19 protein-coding genes, 1 tRNA gene and 2 rRNA genes are annotated in these 23229 nt (G+C 46.0%); 15 read left to right on the top strand and 7 right to left on the bottom strand.

Annotated features, from left to right (window positions below; genetic code table 11):
* From BLQ16_RS06630 to BLQ16_RS06615, 3 genes are all read left to right on the top strand, one after another.
* Positions 1-118 (top strand): 23S ribosomal RNA (locus BLQ16_RS06630); the annotation flags it as partial.
* Positions 119-185: 67 nt separating this feature from the next.
* A 5S ribosomal RNA gene (gene rrf / locus BLQ16_RS06625) occupies positions 186-301 on the top strand.
* Between the two features lie 564 nt (positions 302-865).
* Complete coding sequence (locus tag BLQ16_RS06615; RefSeq protein WP_091791961.1) at positions 866-1066, top strand: helix-turn-helix transcriptional regulator; 201 nt, start codon at positions 866-868, stop codon at positions 1064-1066.
* 322 nt (positions 1067-1388) lie between these two features.
* Here the strand turns inward: BLQ16_RS06615 and mprF are convergent, their stop codons facing one another.
* A complete protein-coding gene (gene mprF, locus BLQ16_RS06610) occupies positions 1389-3974 on the bottom strand; it encodes a bifunctional lysylphosphatidylglycerol flippase/synthetase MprF (protein ID WP_091791960.1) in 2586 nt (861 codons plus the stop codon).
* A gap of 155 nt (positions 3975-4129) precedes the next feature.
* Here mprF and BLQ16_RS06605 point away from each other — a divergent pair, with 155 nt between their 5' ends.
* Positions 4130-5224: an iron-containing alcohol dehydrogenase family protein gene (locus BLQ16_RS06605; RefSeq protein ID WP_091791959.1), complete on the top strand. Its 1095-nt coding sequence runs from the start codon at positions 4130-4132 to the stop codon at positions 5222-5224.
* 89 nt (positions 5225-5313) lie between these two features.
* Here the strand turns inward: BLQ16_RS06605 and ndk are convergent, their stop codons facing one another.
* Entirely contained in the window at positions 5314-5724 is a 411-nt protein-coding gene (gene ndk / locus BLQ16_RS06600) for a nucleoside-diphosphate kinase (protein WP_091791958.1), read from the bottom strand.
* Between the two features lie 427 nt (positions 5725-6151).
* On the opposite strand from ndk, the gene BLQ16_RS06595 reads away from it, so the two are divergent.
* The 5 genes from BLQ16_RS06595 to BLQ16_RS06575 all read left to right on the top strand — a co-directional run bounded on the left by BLQ16_RS06595 (position 6152) and on the right by BLQ16_RS06575 (position 13714).
* Positions 6152-7210: a TRAP transporter substrate-binding protein gene (locus BLQ16_RS06595; RefSeq protein WP_091791957.1), complete on the top strand. Its 1059-nt coding sequence runs from the start codon at positions 6152-6154 to the stop codon at positions 7208-7210.
* Positions 7211-9109: a TRAP transporter large permease gene (locus BLQ16_RS06590; RefSeq protein WP_091791956.1), complete on the top strand. Its 1899-nt coding sequence runs from the start codon at positions 7211-7213 to the stop codon at positions 9107-9109.
* Between the two features lie 284 nt (positions 9110-9393).
* A complete protein-coding gene (hpsG, locus tag BLQ16_RS06585; protein WP_091791955.1) occupies positions 9394-11907 on the top strand; it encodes a (2S)-3-sulfopropanediol dehydratase in 2514 nt (837 codons plus the stop codon).
* 61 nt (positions 11908-11968) lie between these two features.
* Complete coding sequence (locus BLQ16_RS06580; protein ID WP_091791954.1) at positions 11969-12862, top strand: glycyl-radical enzyme activating protein; 894 nt, start codon at positions 11969-11971, stop codon at positions 12860-12862.
* A 9-nt stretch (positions 12863-12871) separates the two neighbouring features.
* Positions 12872-13714 (top strand): amidohydrolase family protein, encoded by an 843-nt coding sequence (locus BLQ16_RS06575; protein ID WP_091791953.1) that lies wholly within the window; start codon positions 12872-12874, stop codon positions 13712-13714.
* A 316-nt stretch (positions 13715-14030) separates the two neighbouring features.
* On the opposite strand, the gene BLQ16_RS06570 is transcribed toward BLQ16_RS06575, so the two are convergent.
* Positions 14031-14219, bottom strand: a complete 189-nt coding sequence (locus BLQ16_RS06570; protein ID WP_091791952.1) for a hypothetical protein — start codon at positions 14217-14219, stop codon at positions 14031-14033.
* A 130-nt stretch (positions 14220-14349) separates the two neighbouring features.
* On the opposite strand from BLQ16_RS06570, the gene BLQ16_RS06565 reads away from it, so the two are divergent.
* Entirely contained in the window at positions 14350-15258 is a 909-nt protein-coding gene (locus BLQ16_RS06565) for a LysR family transcriptional regulator (protein WP_091791951.1), read from the top strand.
* 175 nt (positions 15259-15433) lie between these two features.
* Here the strand turns inward: BLQ16_RS06565 and ychF are convergent, their stop codons facing one another.
* Positions 15434-16525 carry a redox-regulated ATPase YchF gene (gene ychF / locus BLQ16_RS06560; RefSeq protein WP_091791950.1) on the bottom strand — a complete coding sequence of 364 codons (1092 nt, stop codon included), beginning with the start codon at positions 16523-16525 and terminating at the stop codon, positions 15434-15436.
* Positions 16526-16692: 167 nt separating this feature from the next.
* On the opposite strand from ychF, the gene BLQ16_RS06555 reads away from it, so the two are divergent.
* The 4 genes from BLQ16_RS06555 (at position 16693) to BLQ16_RS06540 (ending at position 19040) form a co-directional block, all read left to right on the top strand.
* Positions 16693-17211 (top strand): adenine phosphoribosyltransferase, encoded by a 519-nt coding sequence (locus tag BLQ16_RS06555; RefSeq protein ID WP_479724470.1) that lies wholly within the window; start codon positions 16693-16695, stop codon positions 17209-17211.
* Positions 17212-17277: 66 nt separating this feature from the next.
* Positions 17278-17348: transfer RNA gene (locus BLQ16_RS06550), tRNA-His, on the top strand.
* A 73-nt stretch (positions 17349-17421) separates the two neighbouring features.
* On the top strand, positions 17422-18222 hold the full coding sequence (locus tag BLQ16_RS06545) for a TIGR00282 family metallophosphoesterase (protein ID WP_091791949.1): 801 nt from the start codon (positions 17422-17424) through the stop codon (positions 18220-18222).
* Positions 18219-19040 (top strand): ubiquinone/menaquinone biosynthesis methyltransferase, encoded by an 822-nt coding sequence (locus BLQ16_RS06540; protein WP_159428020.1) that lies wholly within the window; start codon positions 18219-18221, stop codon positions 19038-19040. Before BLQ16_RS06545 ends, BLQ16_RS06540 begins: the two co-directional genes overlap by 4 nt.
* A gap of 94 nt (positions 19041-19134) precedes the next feature.
* Here the strand turns inward: BLQ16_RS06540 and BLQ16_RS06535 are convergent, their stop codons facing one another.
* Positions 19135-20673, bottom strand: a complete 1539-nt coding sequence (locus BLQ16_RS06535) for a dihydrolipoyl dehydrogenase family protein (RefSeq protein ID WP_242868968.1) — start codon at positions 20671-20673, stop codon at positions 19135-19137.
* A 212-nt stretch (positions 20674-20885) separates the two neighbouring features.
* On the opposite strand from BLQ16_RS06535, the gene BLQ16_RS06530 reads away from it, so the two are divergent.
* Positions 20886-21272 carry an SdpI family protein gene (locus tag BLQ16_RS06530; RefSeq protein ID WP_091791947.1) on the top strand — a complete coding sequence of 129 codons (387 nt, stop codon included), beginning with the start codon at positions 20886-20888 and terminating at the stop codon, positions 21270-21272.
* A 101-nt stretch (positions 21273-21373) separates the two neighbouring features.
* Here BLQ16_RS06530 and tyrS read toward each other — a convergent pair whose 3' ends face one another.
* Complete coding sequence (gene tyrS / locus BLQ16_RS06525; RefSeq protein ID WP_091791946.1) at positions 21374-22612, bottom strand: tyrosine--tRNA ligase; 1239 nt, start codon at positions 22610-22612, stop codon at positions 21374-21376.
* Positions 22613-22678: 66 nt separating this feature from the next.
* Positions 22679-23182: a methylated-DNA--[protein]-cysteine S-methyltransferase gene (locus BLQ16_RS09885; RefSeq protein ID WP_091791945.1), complete on the bottom strand. Its 504-nt coding sequence runs from the start codon at positions 23180-23182 to the stop codon at positions 22679-22681.
* Positions 23183-23229: the final 47 nt, after the last annotated feature.

The following is a 23229-nucleotide window of genomic DNA, read 5'->3' as shown; positions in this document are numbered from 1 at the left end:
GATATCCCACTAGGATACTAGATAAGACCCCAGAGAGACGAACTGGTAGATAGGTCGGGCGTGTAAGAAGAGCAATCTTTTGAGCGGACCGATACTAATAGGTCGAAGACTTAACCGAAGAAGTTAAGATGAAATAGACAATTGAGTAGTAGACGTTGCTGTATAGTTTTGAGAGAAATCTCAGCACCGGTGATATAAGCGAAAGGGCCCCACCTGTACCCATCTCGAACACAGAAGTTAAGCCTTTCAGCGCCGACGATAGCAGGTAGACTTTTCCTGTGAAAATAGGTCATTGCCGGGTACATAAGAAAACGTCAGGACATTCGTCCTGGCGTTTTTTTACGTTACCCTGACTAGACTTATTTTCAGGTAGAAGTCCTTATCCAAAAAATCGAAAACGTTTAAAGATATTAAACAATAGGAAGTGAATAGATGAGCAAAAACTTGTATTACAGAAAAATATGTGATATATTTTTATTATGAAGATAAAAATATATCACATGGAGGAGAATTGACATGAAAAAGAGAATAAATTTGCTGGGCTTTTTATCATTGCTTGCCCTTATTTCAGTATTAGCTTTGATCACGAAGAATCAAGGTTGACTTGGATTTTTGGGGTTTTTATATTATCTAAGGTATTTTTGGGTTATACCGGATGAAGCTTTTATTAAATATGTGGAAAAATCAGCGTCATTAGCCTTCTTTACCCAAACACTTTCACTTATTCCATTTTTATTTATTCTAAGAATTTTTGGATACGAAAACTGTATTCAGCTCTCGTTTGGAATTTGTTTTTCGATGGGCATATTTGTATTCACCTTAGCCAATGTATTTTTTGAATGGAAAGAATCTAAAGGAATCAGCTATGATTAAAAATAGAATGAAAGAATTTAGGGCGAGATATAATATGAAGCAAGAAGATTTAGCAAGAAAAGTTGGCGTCAGAAGAGAAACTATAGGAAATTTAGAAAACGGAAGATATAATCCATCTTTAGTTCTTGCTTGGAATATAGCCAAAGAGTTTGGCGTAACTATTGAAGATGTTTTTGAAGTTTTAGATGATTAACACACGACAGATGTCAAAATGCGCTCCTTTTTTATAGAAAATTGATATATTTTCGGAGAATATTCGAAATAGATGAGGGCTATTCCTCAGGCTGAGGCAGATTGCCATGCTACATAAAGTTGACAAGCAAAAGACGCTTCCAAGGCACAGACATTTTCACTCCCATCTTTACCCATATCATCCGGCAAGACCTGGCACATTGCCATAAAAGCAAAAAAACTGATAAAAAGCAAGTATCTTTCTGACCCTCAGATTGCAAATTTAAGCCATAAAAATAAGCGTTCCGCATCCGATTAAAGGGTGGGCGGAACGCTTATTTTATTTATTCGGCGTAGGGGTCTGCTGGAGCAGCGCCCAGGGCGCGAGAATGGAAGCGGCTGTCGGCATCATCGGTGGCGCTGTAATTGATTAGGAGTACCAGAGACAAGAGAATATTGGCCAGTTGAGAGCTGTCCGGATAGACGAGGAAGACTGGTGTCCAATTTGGATGAAATTTATTCTTGTACCGGTGTAAGCCGCTAAAGGAATAAATGCTCGAGCTAAACTGGTAGGCGGTACGAATCAATTTATCACGGTTCGGTGAGTAATGTCCGGTGCCGACATTGGCCAAGGGGGAGCTGCCAAGATCAAAGTAACGGTAGCCGGCCTCTTGGGCCCATTCAAATAAGGCGATGAAGAGCATATCCATCACGCCATCGGCGGCATGACTGCCGTAGCGCATTAAGTCGATGGAAAGGGTGTCGTTGCCAAAGTCCGGCACTTCCGTGGCAAAGGCTTGAACGCGCCCCTTGCTGTCACAAAGTTCAAAAACGGCGCCTTGCTGTAAGTAGTCCCGGTCAAAGCTGCCGATGGAAAAGCGCAATTCATGCCGCTTGCCGAGCCATTCATCGGAAATGCGCTGCCAAACGGCAAATTGTTCCAGGCTGTGTGGCGGCTCAGCCCGCCGCAGGTAATAGCCTTCTTTTTCCATAACGGCACGGGTATGGCGCAGGCCGCGATTTTTCTTGCCGGAAAGGGAAAAGGTAGTTAAATCGATGGTGGCGTTTTCGCCTAATTTTAAGAAGCGGAAGCCTTCGTTGATGTAATCGGTCAAATACCGGGCGCCGGTGTTGTAAAAGGACACCATCATGCCCAAATCGTCCGCCCAAACAATCAGCTCTGAAATGGCATCCCCCACATCATCCGGCTTGCCGATGGGGTCGCTGAGGACGAAAATATGGTTCTTGTAGGGGCGGTAGAGCATACAAACCGTGCCAGCTTGTGCGAAAAAGACCATTGTGTCCTGCATATAGAAAAGGTGGCCAAAGGGGCCTGCGCCGTATTGGGCCACAAGGGCTTCAAAGCGGGCCCGGTCATCTTTACTTGGCGGCGTGAAGGCTAAATACCGTCGGCGGGTGGACAAGCTGGCCAAGCCGATGATTAGGGCTAGGGTGAACAACATGGCAACCCCCGGCCAAAAAGCGCTTTCCGGTAGAAAAGGATGGTGGACCGGCCGGTGGAGGACCGACTGCATAACGGCAATAATGCCGGCATAAACGCCGATGACAAGGAGTATGCCCCCAATCAGCTGAACCATTAGGGTTCTTGTAACCGGTAGGGAGGGCTGGTCAAAGAGGGAGCGGGAGAGCAGGAGGGCCACCATAAAAAAGAGCAAAATCAGGGCCACTTCAAAATCCAGCCCCTTGGTTAAACTGGTCACAATGCCGGCGCACAGGACCCAGAGGGTTACCGTATTGGCATGGCGCAGCCGTAAATCTATGCCGCGCGCCAGAATGATCAGGAGAATGCCCACCAGAACCGTTGCGCCTCGTGAAAAGAGCAAGATGCTCAGGGGCATCAGCCGGGCTAGCATATGAATGCGCCAAAAAATCGTCGGCAAGGCCGCTGAGAATAAAAGCAGGGCACCGCAAAAGGCAATCCCCACGGCCAGCATGCGTGGGATCATATCGCTCAGACGGAGCAGAAAATGAGGCGTAAACCGGTTGGTAAAAACCTCGAGGACCAAACACAGCAAGCCGATAAGCCAGGGCAATAGGGTGTAAATCAACCGTTCCGCTAAGAGGGCCATAACCACTTCAGACGGGCTGTGGCCGAGCGTGGCAAAGAGGGCTAAAACGGTGGCATCGAAAGTGCCGAGGCCACCGGGAACCATTGATAAAATCCCAATAATGGTGCCAACAGTATAGACCAAAATACCCTGGCTGACAGGAATATTCGGTGCAAAGTAATGCAGGACAAAAGAAAAGTAGAGGGCCGCCACCAGCCATTCGGCTCCGGACAGGAGCAAGGTTTTAATCCGCATGGCGCGGGATAAAAAAGACAGGGGTGAATTTTTGTGCCGCAAGACCGGCAGCCGGTCGCCAAATAAGTACAGGGGGCAGCAGGCGAACAGGAGGAGGCAAAGCGGCAGATAGGCCGTTTTATGCAGTAAAATTAAGGAAAAAGACGCCGGTAAGGCCATCATAAAGAGTCCGAGCAAGGTTGACGCAAGAATACCCGTTGACATTTGGTAGGATTGCTGTTCGTCAGCCCCGGCTGCTGTGTAAAGCTTCAAGCGCAAGGCACCACCGGTTAGCCCGGCAAAGCCCACAAAGTTGTTAAAGCTTTGAGCGATCCAACCAATGGTGAAGAGCCGTTTTTTTGACAACGGCAGGCCAAGGTAATGCGCAAAAAGCAAATCATACAAGGCGCAAGAAGAAAAAGCCAACAAGCCTCCGCCGACTAGGATAATCCAGTCGATGAGATCAAGGCGGTTGACCATGCGATGCAAGTCTTGCATGTCCACCTGGCGCAGTTCATCTTTTAAGGCAAAAAAAATAACAACAATGAACACAAGCGCCAAAGTCATTTGCAAGGGTGTTCGATATTTATGAAGGAATGATTTCAGTGAATTACGAGCTGTTGACATGAATGGGTACTCCTCTCTTTTATCTCCTCCATTATACAGGATTACGGAGTAGTAGCCTATATGTATTTATTAAAAAGACCTCTTGTCAAAAAAAACAGCCTGTTGTATAGTAGAGGTGCAGGTTAGAGAATAAATATCAAACAGGGGGAGTGTATATGGACATCAGAAGTGTCTTTTTACCAAATTTTACCATCGGTGCCGCCGATGTTTACAAGAAAGTTCCGGAAATCGCCGGAGACTACGGCAAGTCTGCCGTGCTCATCGGCGGGAAAACAGCCCTTGCTAAGGCGGAAGAGGCCATTCGCAGCGCTTTGCAGGGCAGTGCCATCGACATCATTGGTTCGGTTTGGTACGGCGGTGAAGCGACTGAAGCCAATGTTGACAAGCTCATGGCTGACCCGACGGTACAGGCTGCCGATATGGTTTTTGGCGTTGGTGGCGGCCGGGCGCTGGATACGGTGAAGGTGGTCGGTGACCGGATGGACAAGCCGGTTTTTACCTTCCCGACCATCGCATCCAATTGCGCGCCGGTGACCAAAGTCACAGTTTTTTACAATGATGACCACACCATGAAGGGGTTAATTTTTACCAAAACCCCGCCTAAGCATACCTTTATTAACACTCAGATTATTGCCGAAGCCCCGCGGGAATACATTTGGGCCGGCATCGGTGATGCCCTCTCCAAACAATACGAATCCGCCTTTTCATCACGCGGGAAAGACTTGCCCCATGCCGATCAAATCGGCGTTGACATTGGGCATAATTGCGCCGCCCCCTTGTTAAAATATGGCCAACAAGCCATGGCGGACGTGGACGCCGGCAAGAGCAGCACGGCCTTAGCCGAAGTCATCCTAAACATCATCGCCACGACCGGCTTGGTCTCCGTACTGGTCAACAACGATTACAACTCTGCAGTGGCCCATGCCGTCTATTATGGCAGCACCTTTCTTCCGGCTGCTGAAGGCGGTAAAGAACGTTTACACGGGCAGATGGTTGCCTACGGCACCTTAATCCAGCTGCTTGTCGATCAAAAGCAAGAGGCCTTTGAAAAAGTTTATGCCTTCAACCAATCCATCGGTCTGCCGGTTTGCCTGGCAGATATTTGGGCAGATACCCCAGAGTTGAAAAAAATCATGCTTGACCATGCCGTCCAACAGAGAGACTTGGACGTTACCCCCTTTGTGGTAACCCGGGACCTGCTAGAAAGCGCCGTTGATCAATTAGAAGCCTACCATCAACAGCAGGCTTAATCATTCCCGCCTTGCCGATAAACCTTGGGCAAGGTTCAGAGTAAAAGCCCTCTATTCTATGCTTGCATAGAATAGAGGGCTTTTACTGTTTATATATTGCAATCGGGCAGAATATTAGCCGTTTCTCGTTTGGCGCTGGCAGGGCTGTCTGCGCCGTGAATAACATTTTCAGATAAACGCAGCCCGTAATCGCCGCGAATGGTTCCCGCTGCCGCCTTGAGCGGGTCTGTTGCCCCGATTAAGGCCCGGGCCGCCGCCACCGCATCAGGCCCTTCCAGCACCATGGGAACGACCGGTCCGGACGTGATGAAGGCCACCAATTCAGCAAAAAAAGGCTTATCTTTATGCTCCGCATAATGGCGTTCCGCCTGGTCTTGCGTCAAGGTACAAAAATCCAGCGCCACCACTGTTAACCCCTTGCGTTCAAAACGAGCAATAATATCCCCGATCAACCGGCGGCGGACGCCATCCGGCTTAATCATACAAAAGGTGCGTTCCATCAAATCATCCTTTCTTCAAGATACATAGGAATACTTGCCGAAAACCATAGTAGGGCGGCACAGGCCCCATACCAATAACACTTAAATTTATCATACCCAAATCAAGGTCATTTCGCAAGCAGAAGCAGCCTTATATAAATTTTTCAGGTATAAGTGGTGTTGTCTTTGCTGTTTTTATAGATGCATTTACTAACCCCCTTGTCAGTTTAAAGGGTAAAAGTATATCTCTACTGGAATGACTTTATTGCCTTGCAAAAAAGCTCTATATTACACCCGTAATTTGTATAGACTGACTGTTTACATATAAAGGGTGTATAAATTGAGTAGTATTTTATAAATTGCTCAGTTATCATGTAAATACATTAAAAAAGTTTATGGAATAGATTATTTTATCGTTTATGTGTTCCATTTGGAGGAGTGATGGGTTATGAAGAAAACAATGGGTACATGGCTTTCAATTTTAGTCGTATTAACCTTGCTTGTAACAGCTGGATGTGGGCAGGCGTCTAATCGCGAAAAAGACGGCACACTTGTTTTACGAATTGCGAATCCACAGGCGACAGGAGATGTTGTGACGTTAGGTTATGAAAAATTGGCTGAATTAGTTGATAAACGATCGGGCGGTAAAATGAAAATTGACTTATATTCAAATGCCATTTTAGGTGGGGATCGTGCTACGACAGAAGCTGTTCAGGAAAACACCTTAGATATGGCAAGCTGTTCATCGCCTAATTTCGCTGGGTTTATTCCGGAGTTCATGGCATTTGACCTGCCGTATATTACAAATCCTAAGTATCAAAAGAATCTTTATAATGCAATTGATAATGGTGAATTAGGTGACTATTATCGTAAGGTTGCACGTTCTAAAGGGTTTGAAATTATTATGTTTAGCGAGTATGGTTATCGGAATTTTGCAACAGCAGATATCCCGTTACATACAACAGCGGATTTCAAAGGAATTAAATTAAGAACAACAGATAGTCCTGTTGAAATCGCGGTAGCTCGCTCATTAGGTGCCCAAGCGATGCCTGTTGCTTGGGGAGAAACTTATACAGCTTTAACCCAAGGCGCAATTGATGGTGAAGGGAATACCTGGTCTCTGCTATATAGTGCTAAACATCATGAAGCTTTAAAATACGGAATACAATCTCGTCATAACTACTCAATGCATATATTGGTAATGAATAAAGACCGATTTGATGCAATGACAAAAAAAGAAAGAAAAATTTTAGTTGATTGTGCCCGTGACGCTCTAAATTGGCAAAGGGAAAATGCCGCTCAGGTTAGCGTTAAATCAGAGCAAGCAATGGTTGAATCAGGTATCCAAATTTATCAACCGACTGATAGTGAAATGCAAGATTTTATGGATAAAACGCATTCTGTATATAAGCAATTTGTTGGTAAACGCATTCCAAACAAGGCTATTGATTTGGTCAAAAAAACACAAACTGATGATTACGTAATGCTTAAAAAGGGGGACGCTTAAATGTCGGATATAAACACTTCCCTTACAATTAATCGCAAAGAAACCGTTAAGAATCAAGGCTTGTGGCGTTGGTTAGACGCTAACATAGAGCGTGTTTTGCTCATGTTTATTTTATTGGCGATTATATTGCTTATGACCTATCAAACGTTGGGGCGATATGTATTTGTCAGGCTCTTGGGCATGAATATTAATCTTGCCTGGACTGAAGAGTCTGCTCGCTTCTTATTTGTTTGGATGACCTATCTAGCAGTTCCCATTTCTATTCGTTATAGAAATATGATTCGTGTGACGGCTTTGGTGGACCGATTATCAAAACGCTGGCAAGCTACTTTATGGGCAGCTTCTGATTTCTTGTTTTTCATTTTAGGTGCAGGTATCTTTTATTTTGGAATACGTCATATTCATATGTTAATGACATTTCCTCAAACAACGGCAGTTTTAGGCATTCAATATGCGGTTGTCTATTTAATACTACCAATTGGATTTGGCTTAATATTGCTAAGGTTAGGCCAGGATTTACTTCGGTTGGTTCGAGAAGATGGTAGCAGACCTTTGGTTGAAGGACTAATGGTTGCAGCAATTCTAATGGCACCGTCTCTAATTGGCTTGGAACTACCTGCCGTGACTTGGTTGTTTGGTTACTTTATTGTGTTTGTTATTATCGGTGTCCCTATTGCAATAGCCTTGGGATTATCAGCTTTTGTGACAATGTATGCAGCAGCAACGCTGCCAATCAACTATATTGCAACGCAGACATTTACCTCCATTGACAATGTTACCATTATGGCAATTCCCTTCTTCATCGCTGCAGGAACTTTTATGGGAGAAGGTGGCTTATCAGCTCGTTTATTAACTTTAGCGGACGACCTCTTAGGTCGTAGTTATGGCGGGTTTGGTATGGCGACAGTTTTAACTTGCATGCTTTTTGCAGCTATGAGCGGTTCAGGCCCGGCTACCGTGGCGGCTATTGGTAGTTTAACAATCCCTGCAATGATAGAACGAGGATACGATAAACATTTTGCTGCAGCTTTAGTTGCAGCTGCAGGATCAATTGGTGTTATGATACCACCTTCAAATCCATTTGTTGTTTATGGGGTTGCTTCAAATACTTCCGTTGGAGATTTGTTTATGGCGGGGATTGTGCCAGGGATTATAGTAGGTGTGGTTTTAATGGGCTACACGTATTATTTGGCCAAGAAAAATGATTGGCATGGCGATACATTTGATAACCCCGGTGAGCGCATCCGCAAATCGTTATGGGACGCTAAATGGGCACTTATGGTACCGATTATTATTTTAGGTGGTATTTACAGTGGCCTTATGACGCCAACAGAATCAGCGGCTGTTGCGGCTTTTTACGGTCTTATTGTGGGCTTGTTTCTATATAAAGGCATAAACCGAAAAAATATTGGAGACTGCTTGGTTAATTCTACAGGAACATCTGCTATCGTTATTTTATTAATGGCAATGGCAAGTATTTTTGGGAATATCCTTACTCTTGAAGAAATTCCGGCTACAATTGCCAAAGCGATTTTAGGTATATCTGAAAATCCGATTATTATCCTTTTGTGCATTAATATTCTCTTGCTAATTGTAGGCATGTTTATGGAAGCATTAGCTGCCATTGTAATTTTAACGCCTATTCTCCTTCCAATTGTCATCCAGTTGGGCGTTAATCCGGTTCATTTCGGTGTAATTATGGTGGTTAACCTTGCTATTGGGTTTATTACACCGCCTGTGGGTGTCAACTTATTTGTTTCCAGTGGTATTGCGAATTTACGTTTAGAGCGTATTGCAAAAGCGGTTATGCCCATGCTTGGATTAATGATCATCATTTTGCTTCTGATCACCTACGTGCCGAATATTGTCATGTGGTTGCCAAACTTGTTAAACAATTAAATAAACCTTAGAAGGCATCCAGTAAAATTTATGGATGCCTTTTGTTTTTAAGAGAAATACTTCAAAAGAGATACAGTAGAATCACTATCAGATCCATCAACTTAGATACACCCTATGGTTGTAACTAAACAAACGATGAGTCAGAGAGTAGTTACAAGAGACTTGTTTTATCAATTGTATAAGCGATAATAGAGTCAGATAAAGAAATCTGATTGAAATTATAAAATCGTGATTTTGTAATGAACGTTTGTTGGGATATTTTCAATAATGAAAGGACGATTTTTATGTTAACTCAAAACCATGAAGCACCGGATACTTGCTGCCATGTCTTATCTCCTCATGAACAGAAACTGGCTGATGATATTGCAGGTCGCCAAGGCTACCGAGCTGGTCGTGATCGCATCTATAATATGCTTGATAAAGTTAGTGGTGTAACGCCTAAAATTGACGTGGAACGGGGCAAATACTTTACTGAATCTATGAAAGAAACAGAGGGTGAAATGCTCTGTTTGCGTTGGGCGAAAGCTTTAGCGCATATTGCTAAGAACATTGATATTTATATTGATGAGAACAATCTTTTAGTAGGTCGTGCTGGGGCTAAGCCTGGTCGTTATGGTATTCTCTTCCCGGAACTGGATGGTAATATTTATGAAGCCGCCCTTAAAGGCTTAAAAGAAAGAGCGGAGTCTCCTTTCGACTATGATGAAGAAGATGCACGCGTTATGGTTGAAGAAATTGCGCCCTACTGGGAAGGCAAAACTTTTTTTGAAGATTTAACGAAAGCTCTTCCTAAAGAAACCTATGATTTAACTTATGACCAGGAAGACGCAATGAAATCTACTTACATTGTTAATGAAACGGCTTCTTTTCGCTCATCTATCCAGTGGGTTCATGATTATGAAAAAGTTTTAAAAGTCGGCTTTAAAGGCATTAAAGAAGAAGCCCAGGCGATGCTGGATGCATTAGATCCGCTAAGTCCAGTAGATAATGCGAAAAAACGTCCCTTCTTAGAAGCCATTATTACAGTAGCTGACGCCATCGTTTTATGGGCACACCGTCATGGTGACAAGGCTAGAGAAATGGCTGCAACGACGGAAGATCAAAATAGAAAGCAAGAGCTATTAGATATTGCTGATCGCTGCTATCGTGTACCGGAATTTCCGGCAGAAAACTTTAGAGATGCAGTTCAAAGTCAGTGGTTCACTCAGATGTTCTCTCGGATTGAGCAAAAAACCGGAACCATTATTTCTAATGGTCGTATGGATCAGTATTTTTATCCGTTTTACCAAGCAGATAAAGAAGCCGGCATCTTAACAGATGAAGAAGCTATGGAACTTCTCGAATGCATGTGGGTTGCAATGGCTGAATTTGTTGACCTCTACATTTCTCCGACCGGTGGTGCTTTCAACGAAGGTTATGCCCACTGGGAAGCCGTTACCATTGGCGGACAAACGCCGGACGGTGTTGATGCAACGAATGAGCTCTCCTATCTCTTCTTACGGTCTAAACAGGAATTCCCGTTAAACTATCCGGACCTTGCAGCACGGATTCACGCTACGTCCCCGGAAAGATTTGTCGTGGAAGTCGCAAAAACTATTAAAGAAGGAACTGGTTTCCCGAAATTAATCAACGATGAAGAAGTTGTTCCCTTGCTCCTGGCAAAAGGCGCTCAGTTTGAAGAAGCCTATGACTACGCCGTATCTGGTTGCGCTGAATGCCGGATGCCCAACCGGGATACCTATACATCAAGTTGTGCTTATGTCAACTTTGCATCTGCGCTAGAAATGGTTCTTTATAATGGTAAAACCGTTCATACTGGAGATCAAGTTTTAGGACTTGAAACAGGTAACCCCAATAATTTCTCCACTTTTGATGAGTTTATGGCAGCTTATAATAAGCAAACTGAAAACCTCTTAAAACACGCCTTCATTCAACAATACCATATTATTCGCCTGAGAGCTGAACACTTTGCTACCCCGTTGGGTTCTTCTATGCACAAGCTTTGCATGGCAAATAATATCGATTTACATCAGCCGAATATCCCGGGTGGGATTGACTTAGGTTACTTTGAATTGATGGGCTACGGGACTGTTGTGGACTCCTTAGCGGCCATTAAAAAACTTGTCTTTGAGGATAAGGTTTTAACCATGCAAGAAGTCATTGATGCTTGCAAAAATAATTTCCAAGGTTATGCCATTGCACGTCAATATATGCTTAATGCGCCAAAATATGGTAACAATGATACCTATGCTGATGCTATTGCCAAAGAAATTGATAAACGGGCCGTGGAATTCACTCGCGCTTATAGTGATGAACTAGGTGTTCAATTAGACTTACGCTTAGTTCCCTTCACCAGCCATGTGCCATTCGGGAAGGTTGTTGGGGCAACGCCGAATGGGCGTAAAGACACCATGCCCTTATCTGATGGTTCTTCTCCGACACAAGGTATGGATGTTAACGGTCCTACAGCTATTCTTTTGTCCAACTATAAATCTAAGAACTATGAGTATCGCAATAGAGCAGCTCGCCTTCTGAACATTAAATTCTCTCCGAACTGCTTAGCTGGAGATGATGGTACGAAGAAGTTGGTCGATTTCATTCGCACATGGTGTGATTTAAAATTATGGCACGTCCAATTTAACGTTGTGAACCGCGAAACACTTGTCGAAGCTAAGAAAAATCCAGATAATTATCGCGGCTTGATTGTTCGTGTTGCCGGGTACAGTGCTTACTTCTGTGAATTATCTCCGGATCTTCAAGATGACTTAATTGCCCGTACAACTCAGGATGCCATCTAAATAGAAAAACAAAAAGATAGCCGTTGTGAGATCAACGGCTGTCTTTTGTTAAAGGAGGAAGATGATGCATACAGGTACAGTATTTAATATACAACACTATTCTGTCCATGATGGACCGGGCATACGAACCATTATCTTTTTAAAAGGTTGTCCCTTGCATTGCAGATGGTGTTCAAATCCGGAAAGTCATTACTCAGGGCCGGAAGTGGCTTTTAATGCTGGAAAATGTATTGGGAATGAATGCAAAATTTGTTTTAGTAAAGCACCCAATAGTTTCAAATGGGATGATGAGCAGCAGTTGCCGATAATGCTTGAAAATAAGTCTGAAACGGTATTGTATGCAGCAAAACTTTGTCCGGCTAAGGCGTTAACGATATACGGGAAAAATATGACGGTAGAAGAGGTTGTTCATGAGGTAGAAAAAGATCAAACTTTCTATTCCCGTTCAGAAGGGGGTGTCACTTTTAGTGGTGGTGAACCACTTATGCAAGCGGATTTTTTAAAAGATGTTTTGCAAGAATGCAAGAAACGCAGCATTCATTCAGCAATTGAAACAACCGCTTATGCCCCATGGAGGGAAGTTCAATCAATTTTTAGAGATTTAGATTATATTATGGTAGATCTGAAACATATGGATGAGGATAAGCATATTGAATGGACTGGTGTGAGCAACAAGAATATTTTAGAAAACTTAAAGAATATTTATGCTGAATTTCCGAACAAACCTATTAAGGTACGGACTCCTGTCATTCCTGGATTTAATGATGAACCGGATACTCTTCTTGCCATCTCAGAGTTTGTAAAAAAAGAATTACCTACGGCTGAGTATGAACTTCTCAAGTATCACCGATTCGGATTAAATAAATATGCTTTTATTGGTAAAGAATATACCATCAATAGAGACGTAGAGCTTAGTGAAAATCGTTTTGAAGAGTTTAAAAATATAGTAAGGTAGGTGTTCATTATGGCCATTATTGATTGTAGATTTAGACCCCATACAGAAAGCATCCTTAGAGGATTAACGGAGAGTCCCATATTTAGAGAAGGACTTCTTGCATCTGGCCTTGATTTAGATGAGTATGTTGCAGGTGCAGAATCTGTGGCTAAAATTTGTAAGGATTTGCGCGCTTTTGGGATTGAAAAAGCTATTTTAGTCGGTAGAGATGCTGAAACGACATATGGATTTAAGCCCAATAATGATGAATTAAAAAAATTTGTTGAAGAAGATCCGCATTTGTTTTGCGCTTTTGCCGGTTTAGATCCACATAAGGGGATGCAGGCAGTACGCACCTTAGATCATTTAGTTAAAGAAGAAGGGTTTGTTGGCGCTGCGACCGATCCGATTTACAATCAGCTACCAATTGATCATGCTAAGTTTTACCCTATTTATGCAAAATGCTGTGAATTGGATATCCCTATTGTCATTACGACTGGTCCAGCCAGGTTTACGGAAGGTACAGTTAGCGCTTTTGCCCATCCGGATCAAATTGACCGTGTCGCTAATGATTTCCCTGAATTAAGAGTAATCGTTAGTCATGGCGCTTGGCCGTATATCAGTGAAATGGTAGGCTGTGCATTCAGAAATAAAAATGTTTATGTAGAATGCTCAGAATATGAAAAGTTTCCTGGCAGTGAAGCTTTCATTGAAGCGGCTAAGGGAATATTGCAAGATCGAGTTGTTTTTGCCAGTGCGCATCCATTTGTTCATTATAAAGATGCTGTAGCATTGTATGATGGATTTGGATTCACTGATGATGTAAAGGAAAAAATTATGTACAAAAACGCAAAGCGGGTTTTAGGACTTTAAGGAAGATCAACAAGGAGACAGTCAATTGACTGTCTCCTTGTTAAAATATAGGATATAGTGGAAAATAGTTGGGCACCAATGGATTTTCAAAAAAGTCTAGAAAAAAGTAGAGCTACAGTGTAAAGTTAAAATTATCACAATGCTGTTATGGCAAATAATAAAGATATCATTTCTTCTAAATGAAGAATTAGATTTTAGAGTTCCTTTAAAGTTTTGACAAAAAATATAGTACAAAAAGTAGGACTGAAAAAATAAAATCGAGTAAGTACGATTGGCTTACTCGATTAAAATTTGACTTCCGAAGAAGGTGACTATGCTATTGTTTATCTTTTTTCTGTGTAGGTTGGTGCTTTAAATCTTTTTGTTCTGTATCATCTTCTAAGGTTTCCTGTATATCTGCATCATCCGGACAAACCATGTCTAAGCCGCCGGTTAATAAAACCCGTTTACGCGCATCTTCACAGCTGACAATTCTATGACGTTTATATTTTTGAAAAAAAGACATAATTTATCATCACCTTTTCATATGAACTATACTTATTATATACCCAATAATGGGAAAAAATAACTAGGTGTTAGCCCCCAAGGCTGTATACTGTATAAGGTTTCAAAAAGAATATGCATGGAGGCAGATTATGAAGATCGAGCAATTGCAATATTTCATTGAAGTTGTTAAAGCAGGCTCAGTAAATGCTGCCAGCAAAAAGGTTTATATTTCTCAACAAAGTCTGAATAAATCATTACATAGCTTAGAAGATGAGCTGGGATTTGATATATTAAATCGTACACGACGAGGTGTTAGTTTAACGAAAGAAGGAGAAGTTGTTTTTAATGCTGCACAAGCGATTGTAGCCCGTTTTGAACAAATGCAAGAGCAGGTGCAGCGCCTAAAGACAGCAAAGAATGATACACTAAAGGGTCGTATGAACATCCATATTTCGCCGATGCTCAGTATTTCAATACTTCCTATGGTCTATGTAGACTATATGCATGCTTATCCTGGGGTGCAAGTGTATTGTCAAGAAAAATACCGAGATGATATTGTTAAAGAGGTTTCTCATCATCCGGGGGATGTGGGATTTGTTTTAGTGCCTAACACGATAGAGGTGTTCTTTAATAATATTCCATCAAATGTTCATATGGAAGAGCTCAACAGCTATCCTATTTTTATGGCAATGTCTCCAAAGCATCCTTTGGCTCACCAGAGATCTCTTTCCGTTCATTCGGTGGCAGAATATCCTTTAATTGTTTATGAAGCAGGTGGATCGAAAGGTATTCATGCCTTTCAGAATATGGGAAATATGCATGTGGTGTTGTCGACTAATAATTATCATATGTGTGAAGAGTTACTACGAGAAGGTCAGACATTAATGTACTCCTATCCTAAATATATTGGAAAACGGGTTTTCTCTGATTTCATACATCTTCCGGTTAATACAAAAGAAGCTCATTTTGAGCTTTATCTTGTTTATAACAAAGAGGCCAGCAATCAGGAAAGACGATTGATAGATAGTTTTAGTGGGATTTTGCAGCAGTATTTATAAGTCAATAAAGAATTAAAAAAAAATTGCTATTTAATGGTGTGTAGAGATGATGGTATCAGATGGCGTTTTAACCGTTACAAATGGAGTCATATTATTTATTATATAAGTTGCGCTTGTTTACCGCGAATAGGCCAAAGCCCCTGCCGGGGTTGCCGGCAGGGGCTTTTTGCTGGGCTTAAACGTTGAATAAAAATTCGATGACGTCGCCGTCTTGAACGACGTATTCTTTGCCTTCCAGGCGTAGTTTGCCGGCTTCACGTGCGCCGGCTTCGCCCTTGTATTGAATGAAGTCGTCGTAGGAGATGACTTCGGCGCGGATAAATCCCCGCTCAAAGTCGGAATGGATTTTACCGGCAGCCTGGGGGGCTTTGGTGCCTTTGGTGATGGTCCAGGCGCGGGTTTCTTTTTCGCCGGTGGTCAGGTAGCTGATGAGGCCTAGCAGTTTATAGCTGGCGGCGATGAGGCGGTCAAGTCCGCCTGAACTGATGCCGAGGGCTTCTAAAAATTCTTGGCGGTCAGCATCGTCCAACTCGGCAATTTCCTGTTCTACCGAGGCGGAGACCACAAAGACTTCAGAACCTTCTCCTGTGGCGTGGTCTTGCACGGCGGAGACGTAGGCATTGCCGTCTGCCAAGTCGTCTTCAGCGACGTTGGCGGCGTACAGCACCGGTTTGGCGGTGAGCAGGTTAAGGTTGTCAATATAGACTTGATGGTCCGGGTTGGCAGGGGTGAAGCTGCGGGCGCTCTTGCCGGCTTCCAGGTGGCTGTGTAGGGCTTTTAGGCAGCTGTCTTCGGCAATCAAGGCTTTATCCTGCGTTTTTTGGCCCTTGGCGGTGCGTTGTAAGCGGCGCTCAACGGCCTCCATATCGGAAAAAATAAGTTCCAGGTTGATGGTTTCAATGTCGCGGACTGGGTCAATGTCGCCGTCAACGTGGATGATGTTGTCGTCGTCAAAGCAGCGGACCACGTGAACGATGGCGTCCACTTCACGGATATGGGAAAGGAATTGGTTGCCCAAGCCTTCGCCCTTGCTGGCGCCTTTGACCAAGCCGGCAATGTCGACGAATTCGATGACGGCGGGTAGGATTTTTTTACTGTTGCTAATGGCGGACAGCTTATCCAGTCGCTCATCCGGCACGGTGACAATGCCAACGTTTGGGTCGATGGTGCAAAAGGGGTAATTGGCCGATTCTGCTCCGGCCTTGGTTAACGAGTTGAAGAGGGTGCTCTTGCCGACATTCGGCAGACCGACAATCCCTAATTTCATCTATACTTCCATCCTTTCAGTCTGGGTAATTTTATCTCTTAGTTATTATAGTGGACGCACCCGGCTTTTGCAATTGCTCCTAGCACTCTGGTGCCTAGGGGGCGGGTAATTTGCCGTTGCAGGGCTTGTTTGCTTTTGATATGATAACCGATGAGAGGAGCGGTAGCGTGAAAAAAACAGTGGAATCGTATTTTAAAACCATCGCTGACTTTCCGACAGAAGGCATCTTGTTTCGGGATGTGACGTCTGTCTTGGGCGATGCGGACGGGTTTAAACTGGCGATTGATGAAATGCTCGGTGCGATTGACGGTGAGGCCATTGATGTGATCATCGGCATTGAGGCGCGGGGCTTCATGTTTGCGCCGGTCTTGGCCTACACCTTGGGCAAGCCCTTTGTGCCGGTGCGCAAGGCGGGTAAATTGCCGCGTGAAACGGTATCGGCCACGTATGCACTGGAATACGGGGAAGCCAGCATTGAGATGCATGCGGATGCCATCTCCCCGGGCGATAGGGTTTTAATCGTTGATGATTTAATTGCCACCGGCGGCACGGCCAAGGCGGCGGCGAATATGGTGGAAGAACTAGGCGGTAAGGTCGCATCGTTCTTATTTTTGGCAGAATTGACTTATTTGGATGGCAGAGAGGTTTTGGGCGATTACAAGGTTCACAGTATTGTCGAGTTTTAAATATTCAATTTAGTTTAGAATATTGCTATTGGGATAAGATACTGTTATAATGTTGGTAAGTCGAAAGGAAATGTGGTGAAATGGAATCACGCCAGGTTGTGGCACCTGGGGTGCAGGTTCGAATCCTGCCGTTTCCTAACGTCGACGCACTCGCCGTATTGATGTGGGTGCGTTTTTTTATTGGTCGGATAAGAGAAAGGGAGGCGCCTGTTGAGGCTGCTATTTATTGGAGATATGGTGGGACCGGCGTCGATTGATTTGGCGGCCATGGCCTTGCGGCGGCTCAAGCGAGACCAGGCCTATGATGCGGTAATCGCCAATGCGGAAAATCTGTCGGTTAAAAATGGGTTATCTGAGTCGGAATACCGGGCTTTGTTGCAAATGGGGGTTGACCTGGTGACCCTCGGCAATCATGCCTGGGACAATAAGGATATTTATAATTACATTGATGAGGCCAAGCGCCTGGTGCGTCCCTTTAATTATCCGCCGGGGACCCCCGGGGTCGGTTGGCGGGTAATGGACACGGGTAAATACCGGCTGGCGGTGGTGTCGGCCTTGGGCAATGCCCTGTGTTCGGCCCTGCCGTCGCCATTTTTGAGCATAGATGCCCTGGTAGACCAGCTTACTGGGGAAGGTATCCGTCATATTGTGGTGGACATTCATGCTGAGGCGACCAGCGAGAAGATCACTTTAGGCTATTATTTAGACGGCCGTGTCAGTGCTGTTTTGGGCACGCATACCCATGTGCCGACGGCAGATGAATGCATTTTGCCCCGGGGAACGGCCTACCAGACCGATGTCGGTATGACCGGGCCATATGAAAGCGTCATCGGCCTGGACATAGGCGTGGCGAAAACACGGTTTACCACCCAGCGCCCGACCCGTTACCGGCAGGCCCCACCATGGCCTGGGGTTTTTAACGCGACTTCTATTGTTTTAAACGGCAGCGGACAGGCGGTTAAGATTAAGCGGCACCGGTACATATTGGATGAAAGAGGAGGCTTATTGTGAACGGCACAGAAAAGGCAACTTTTGTCAACCAAGTCTTTGACACCATTGCCGGCGATTATGACCGGATGAATAGGCTCATGACCTGGGGTATGCTGCCCATGTGGCAGGCGCGGGTGATGCGGCATACGGACTTGCCGGTGGGCGGGCGCGGCCTGGATGTGTGCTGCGGTACCGGCGAGATGGCCTTCCAGATGGCTAAACTTGCCGGTCCTTACGGGGAAAGCGTGGGCGTTGATTTTTCCGATGAAATGCTGGCGGCGGCTGCTGAGAAACAAAAGATTCGCGGCATAGCCAATGTTACCTTTAAAAAAGGCGATGCCCTGGCGCTGCCGGTCTCTACCGGTTCCTTTGACGCGGCCACCTGTGGCTATGCCTTGCGCAATGTGATCGATATTCCGCAGGCCATCCGGGAAATGGCCCGGGCTGTCCGTCCCGGCGGAAAAGTGGTCTGCATTGAGGTCAGCCGGCCCCTCTTCCCGCCGGCCCGGTTATTTTTTAACTTTTATTATTACAAGGCGGTTCCCTGGCTGGGCGATCGCTTGGTCAGCCGGCGCCTTGTCGGTGACCAGTACAGCCCCTACAAATGGCTGGCTGAATCCCTACGCACCTTTCCCAATCGTCGCACCATTTGTCGGTATTATAAAGAAGCCGGCCTGACCGATGTGCGGACCCGGTCTTGCGGATTTGGTGCCACCACCATTTATATCGGCAGAAAGCCGACGGCGGAAGAAGGCTTACAGCGCCCAGCATCCATCCTTGAACGGCTCTTGGCGCCGCTCACTGCGGTGCGCAATAAATGGCTTCGGCCAGGTGGATAAAAAAACACCTGATCAAGCGGGTGCACATTTCCAGAGTTGGAGATATGCACCTGCTTGACAGGTGTTTTTTATTTGCTAGTGGTAGAAGACTGGCTTATTCCGGCTTATTCTTGTCGGCTTGTTCTTCTAAGTCGTAATAGGTCCAAATGCCCACTTCCGATAAGGCCGGGTGGGGCACCATCGTTTCACGCACGGTGCGCCAATTGTGAGGGTTCATGTCGCGCACGAGAGATAGGCTGCGCCATTTTTTGACGTCCGGGCTGGCGATTTTCGGATGAAGGGGAACCAGCGGTGTATCTCCGGCGTTCATCAGGTTGACATAGGGCTGGATGAGGGTGGAGGCGTAAGGCCCAATGGCGTGCATGCCCAAGATGTTGCCGCTGGCTGCGTCAATGACCAGCTTGGCAAAGGCTTTTTGGTCGCTGTCCGGGGTGTAGCCCAGGGCGAATCCTTTGGCCGTTTCATAATAATGCCAGCGGCCAATGCGGACCCGGTGGCCGGCTTTTTCCGCAGCTTCTTCAGACAAGCCGACATCGGCCACCTCCGGGTGGGTATAGGTGACGGCCGGCACATTATCATAACGGGCCCAGCGGCGGTCGGTTTCCGATCTGGACAAGAAATGGTTGTAGGCCAAAATATCCGCTTCGTAATTTGCTTTATGGCGGAACTGGTGGAGTCCGTTGATATCGCCGAAGGCATAGACGCCCGGTACGGAGGTTTCCAAAAATTCGTTTGTGGGAATCCAGCCCCGGTCATTTACAGTGATATCCGTATTTCCCAGGGCCAGCCGGTCGCTGTTGGGCACGATGCCCGGGCAAATGAAGAGCAGGTCGGCCCGAATATCGGTCAGTGAATCATCAGCTCGGTCTCGGATCGTGAGCACGACGCCGTCGCCGTCCGGACGGGCTGAAGGGGTTTCCTTGTTGAGGTAAACGGTGATGCCATCCAGCTTAAAATTGTGCAGCAAGGCAGCGCTTAATTCGGCATCGGATTTCGGCAAGAGGCGGACGTTGTGCTGCACCAGTTGGACCCGGGCACCGAAGGCGCGGAAAATATGGGCAAATTCACAGCCAATGGCGCCACCGCCGATGACGATAACGTCTTTATAGGGTTCAGTCGGCCAGCCTTCTCCAAAGAAATCTTCGCTGGTGGCGTAGGGCACCTTATCCAAGCCCTCGATAGCCGGTACCTTGGTGCGACCGCCGACGCCGACGAAAATTTTCGGTGCGGTGATTTCTTCCGATTCACCGCCGGCATTTAACCGCACTTTTAAACTGTGATTGCCGGTAAAGTAGGCTTCACCCTCGTAGACGTCCAGGTTGTCTTCTTGAAGGTAAAAGTCACGTAGGTCTTTGCTTTCATCAATCTTTTGCCAAACCCGCCGGCCGATGGTCTCCCAATCAACCTCCGGCTTGCCGGCCTTAATGCCCAAGGCCTGGGCATCTTCGATTTCATAAAGACGGTCGGCAGCGGTGACCATCACCTTGGTGGGAATACAGCCACGCGTCAGGCAAGTGCCGCCGAACTTATCCCGTTCGATTTGCGCGCATGAAAGCCCCTTTTTTAGGGCCTCTTCCAAAATAATATTACCGGAACCGGTTCCGATAACGATCACATCGTATTTTTTCATCATATCATCCTCCCGCATACGGATTATATACCCGTTTGGCATGAAATAAACCCCTCCATTTCCCAAGTGACCAGTTGCGGCTACATAGGAAGATGTCGGGGCAGTGGCCCTGGCCGCCTCTTTTGGGGCGGTCCTTGTGACCCAAGGGGCCCTTGTAGTAGAATAAAGTATGGCCGGTAGATCAAAATGGATCCATATTTGGAAGGGGGAAATTGATGACGTCGTTTTTATTCTCCATTTGTGTCTTCAGCACGCCGCTTATTCTTTTGCTGATGGGTGGTCTGTTTTATAAGTTCCCGCCCAAGACAATCAATCATTATTATGGATACCGCACGACGCGGTCCATGAAAACACCTGAAACCTGGGCTTTTGCGCAATGGCATAATGCGCGCCTTATAATCCGTTACAGCTTGACTTGCCTGGCACTCACTTGTTTATGCACCGGATTTTTGCTGACGCGTCCGATAAGTTTAACGGAAAGACAGATGACTCTTGCCTTGGTGGTTATCATCAATTTACAGGTGGTTTTTATGCTGGTTTATTTGCTCAGGACAGAAAAAGCTTTAAAAAAATACTTTGACGGGGATGGCAATCCGCTTTGAACCTACCAGTGGTTTCCCTTTGTCTATCAATAACAAAGCAGCGCCTTTCTTATTCAAGGATGAATAGGAAAGGCGCTGCTTTATTTGTTTTTAAGCTGGATCTAATCGGTTAATTGCACCAGGTGATAGGTTTTCTTGCCCTTGCGGATTTTGAGGCGGGCGTCGCTGTTGAAGTCGCTTTCGTGGACTTGGTACTTGCTGTCGGTGATTTTTTCGTCTTGCAGGCTGATGCCGCCTTGTTCGACGAGACGGCGGGCCTGGCTGACGGAGTCGGTTAATTCCAGGTCTTTGAGCAATTGTAAAAGGCCGTAACCGTCTGTGAAGGCGGTACGAGACATTTTCGTTTCAGGCAGGGCGCCGGCTTCTACAGCGCCGGAAAAGAGGGCCCGAGAAGCTGCTTGGGCTTCTTCAGCGTCGGCTTCGCTGTGAACAAGCTTGGTGATTTCATAGGCCAAGCGTTCTTTGGCGGCATTCATGGCCGCACCGGAAGCGGCCGTGATTTGATCAATTTCATCAATTGGCAGGAAGGTCAAGAGACGGAAACATTTATTGACGTCTGCATCGTCTACATTGCGCCAGTATTGATAAAATTCATAGGGGCTCATTTTGTCGCGGTCCAGCCAGACGGCGCCGCCGGCGGTCTTGCCCATTTTAGTTCCATCGCTCTTGGTTAACAGGTTCATGGTTAAGCCGTAAACGCTTTCCCCCTCAGCTCGACGGACCAGTTCGACCCCGCCGATAATGTTTGACCATTGGTCGTTGCCGCCGAGTTCGAGCCGGCAGCCGTAGTTGCGGTATTGGTATAAGAAGTCGTAGCTTTGCATGACCATGTAATTTAATTCGGTGAAGGTCAGGCCGACTTCTAACCGGGTCTTATAGCATTCTGCCGCAAGCATACGGTTGATGGAAAAATGATAGCCGATGTCGCGCAAAAATTCGATGTAGTTTAGCTCGCGGAGCCAATGGGCGTTGTTCAGGCATAAGCCCTTGTCATCGCCAAATTCAATAAAGCGTTCGGCCTGTTTTTTGAAATTGGCACAGTTCTGGTCGATTTCTTCAATGGTCATCACCCGTCGCATATCGCTGCGGCCGGACGGATCGCCGACCATGCCGGTGCCGCCACCGAGCAGGACAATCGGCCGATGGCCCATCAATTGTAGCTGGCGCATGACCATAAACATAATAAAATGGCCTACATGAAGGCTGGATGCAGTCGGGTCAAAGCCGCAATAAAATGTGACACGTTCTTTTGAAAATAAATCGCGTAATTCATCCGGATGCGTGGACTGGGCAATATAGCCACGCTCTTGTAATACGTCATAAGCGTTTGGTGTCCCCATGATTACCTCCTGGTCTTTATGCAGTGATTTCGTATTATCTTACATCCTTTTACGCGCTTTTGCAAGTCAGGAAGAGCCTAGGCGGTGCTCCAAGCTGAGCAAGTATTCTTTGCGGGCCAGTCCGCCGCCATAACCGCCCATCTTCCCGTCGGCGCAAATTACACGATGGCAGGGAATGATGATGGAAATCGGGTTATGGTGATTGGCGCCGCCAACGGCGCGGCTGGCTTGTGGATTTTTAACGGCGAGGGCAATATCCTTATAGCTGGCCGTGCGGCCGTAAGGAATGGTGCTTAGGGCTTGCCAGACCGACAATTGAAAGGGGGTCCCGAGCAGCTGCAGGGGGAGGGTGAACCGGCGCAAACGGCCGGCAAAGTAGGCAGATAATTCTTGGCGAAGCGGGGCGGTCAGCGGGGATTCTGTCGATTTGACGGTCAAGCTGTGGCGGCTGGCGTAGTGGCGGGCATCGTCAGACCTATAGCCGAGGTAGAATAAGGCCTGGCTATCGGTTAAGGCATAGAGCGTCCCAATGGGCGAGGCGATGGTAAAAAAAGACAGCGGTTCGGACATGGTCGGCCTCCTTATAAAAAAAGCCCCGTGCAGGGCACGAGGCTGTA

The organism is Peptococcus niger (genome assembly GCF_900101835.1).
Classification (GTDB): domain Bacteria; phylum Bacillota; class Peptococcia; order Peptococcales; family Peptococcaceae; genus Peptococcus; species Peptococcus niger.
Note: the sequence above shows the minus strand (reverse complement) of the source record. Positions and strands in the feature narration are given on the sequence as shown.

Excerpts from the sequence above, each read along its gene's own strand:
- BLQ16_RS06615 (WP_091791961.1), top strand. The coding sequence starts at position 866 with ATGATTAAAAATAGAATGAAAGAATTTAGGGCGAGATATAATATGAAG.
- mprF (WP_091791960.1), bottom strand. The coding sequence starts at position 3,974 with ATGTCAACAGCTCGTAATTCACTGAAATCATTCCTTCATAAATATCGA.
- BLQ16_RS06605 (WP_091791959.1), top strand. The coding sequence starts at position 4,130 with ATGGACATCAGAAGTGTCTTTTTACCAAATTTTACCATCGGTGCCGCC.
- ndk (WP_091791958.1), bottom strand. The coding sequence starts at position 5,724 with ATGGAACGCACCTTTTGTATGATTAAGCCGGATGGCGTCCGCCGCCGG.
- BLQ16_RS06595 (WP_091791957.1), top strand. The coding sequence starts at position 6,152 with ATGAAGAAAACAATGGGTACATGGCTTTCAATTTTAGTCGTATTAACC.
- BLQ16_RS06590 (WP_091791956.1), top strand. The coding sequence starts at position 7,211 with ATGTCGGATATAAACACTTCCCTTACAATTAATCGCAAAGAAACCGTT.
- hpsG (WP_091791955.1), top strand. The coding sequence starts at position 9,394 with ATGTTAACTCAAAACCATGAAGCACCGGATACTTGCTGCCATGTCTTA.
- BLQ16_RS06580 (WP_091791954.1), top strand. The coding sequence starts at position 11,969 with ATGATGCATACAGGTACAGTATTTAATATACAACACTATTCTGTCCAT.
- BLQ16_RS06575 (WP_091791953.1), top strand. The coding sequence starts at position 12,872 with ATGGCCATTATTGATTGTAGATTTAGACCCCATACAGAAAGCATCCTT.
- BLQ16_RS06570 (WP_091791952.1), bottom strand. The coding sequence starts at position 14,219 with ATGTCTTTTTTTCAAAAATATAAACGTCATAGAATTGTCAGCTGTGAA.
- BLQ16_RS06565 (WP_091791951.1), top strand. The coding sequence starts at position 14,350 with ATGAAGATCGAGCAATTGCAATATTTCATTGAAGTTGTTAAAGCAGGC.
- ychF (WP_091791950.1), bottom strand. The coding sequence starts at position 16,525 with ATGAAATTAGGGATTGTCGGTCTGCCGAATGTCGGCAAGAGCACCCTC.
- BLQ16_RS06535 (WP_242868968.1), bottom strand. The coding sequence starts at position 20,673 with ATGATGAAAAAATACGATGTGATCGTTATCGGAACCGGTTCCGGTAAT.
- BLQ16_RS06530 (WP_091791947.1), top strand. The coding sequence starts at position 20,886 with ATGACGTCGTTTTTATTCTCCATTTGTGTCTTCAGCACGCCGCTTATT.
- tyrS (WP_091791946.1), bottom strand. The coding sequence starts at position 22,612 with ATGGGGACACCAAACGCTTATGACGTATTACAAGAGCGTGGCTATATT.
- BLQ16_RS09885 (WP_091791945.1), bottom strand. The coding sequence starts at position 23,182 with ATGTCCGAACCGCTGTCTTTTTTTACCATCGCCTCGCCCATTGGGACG.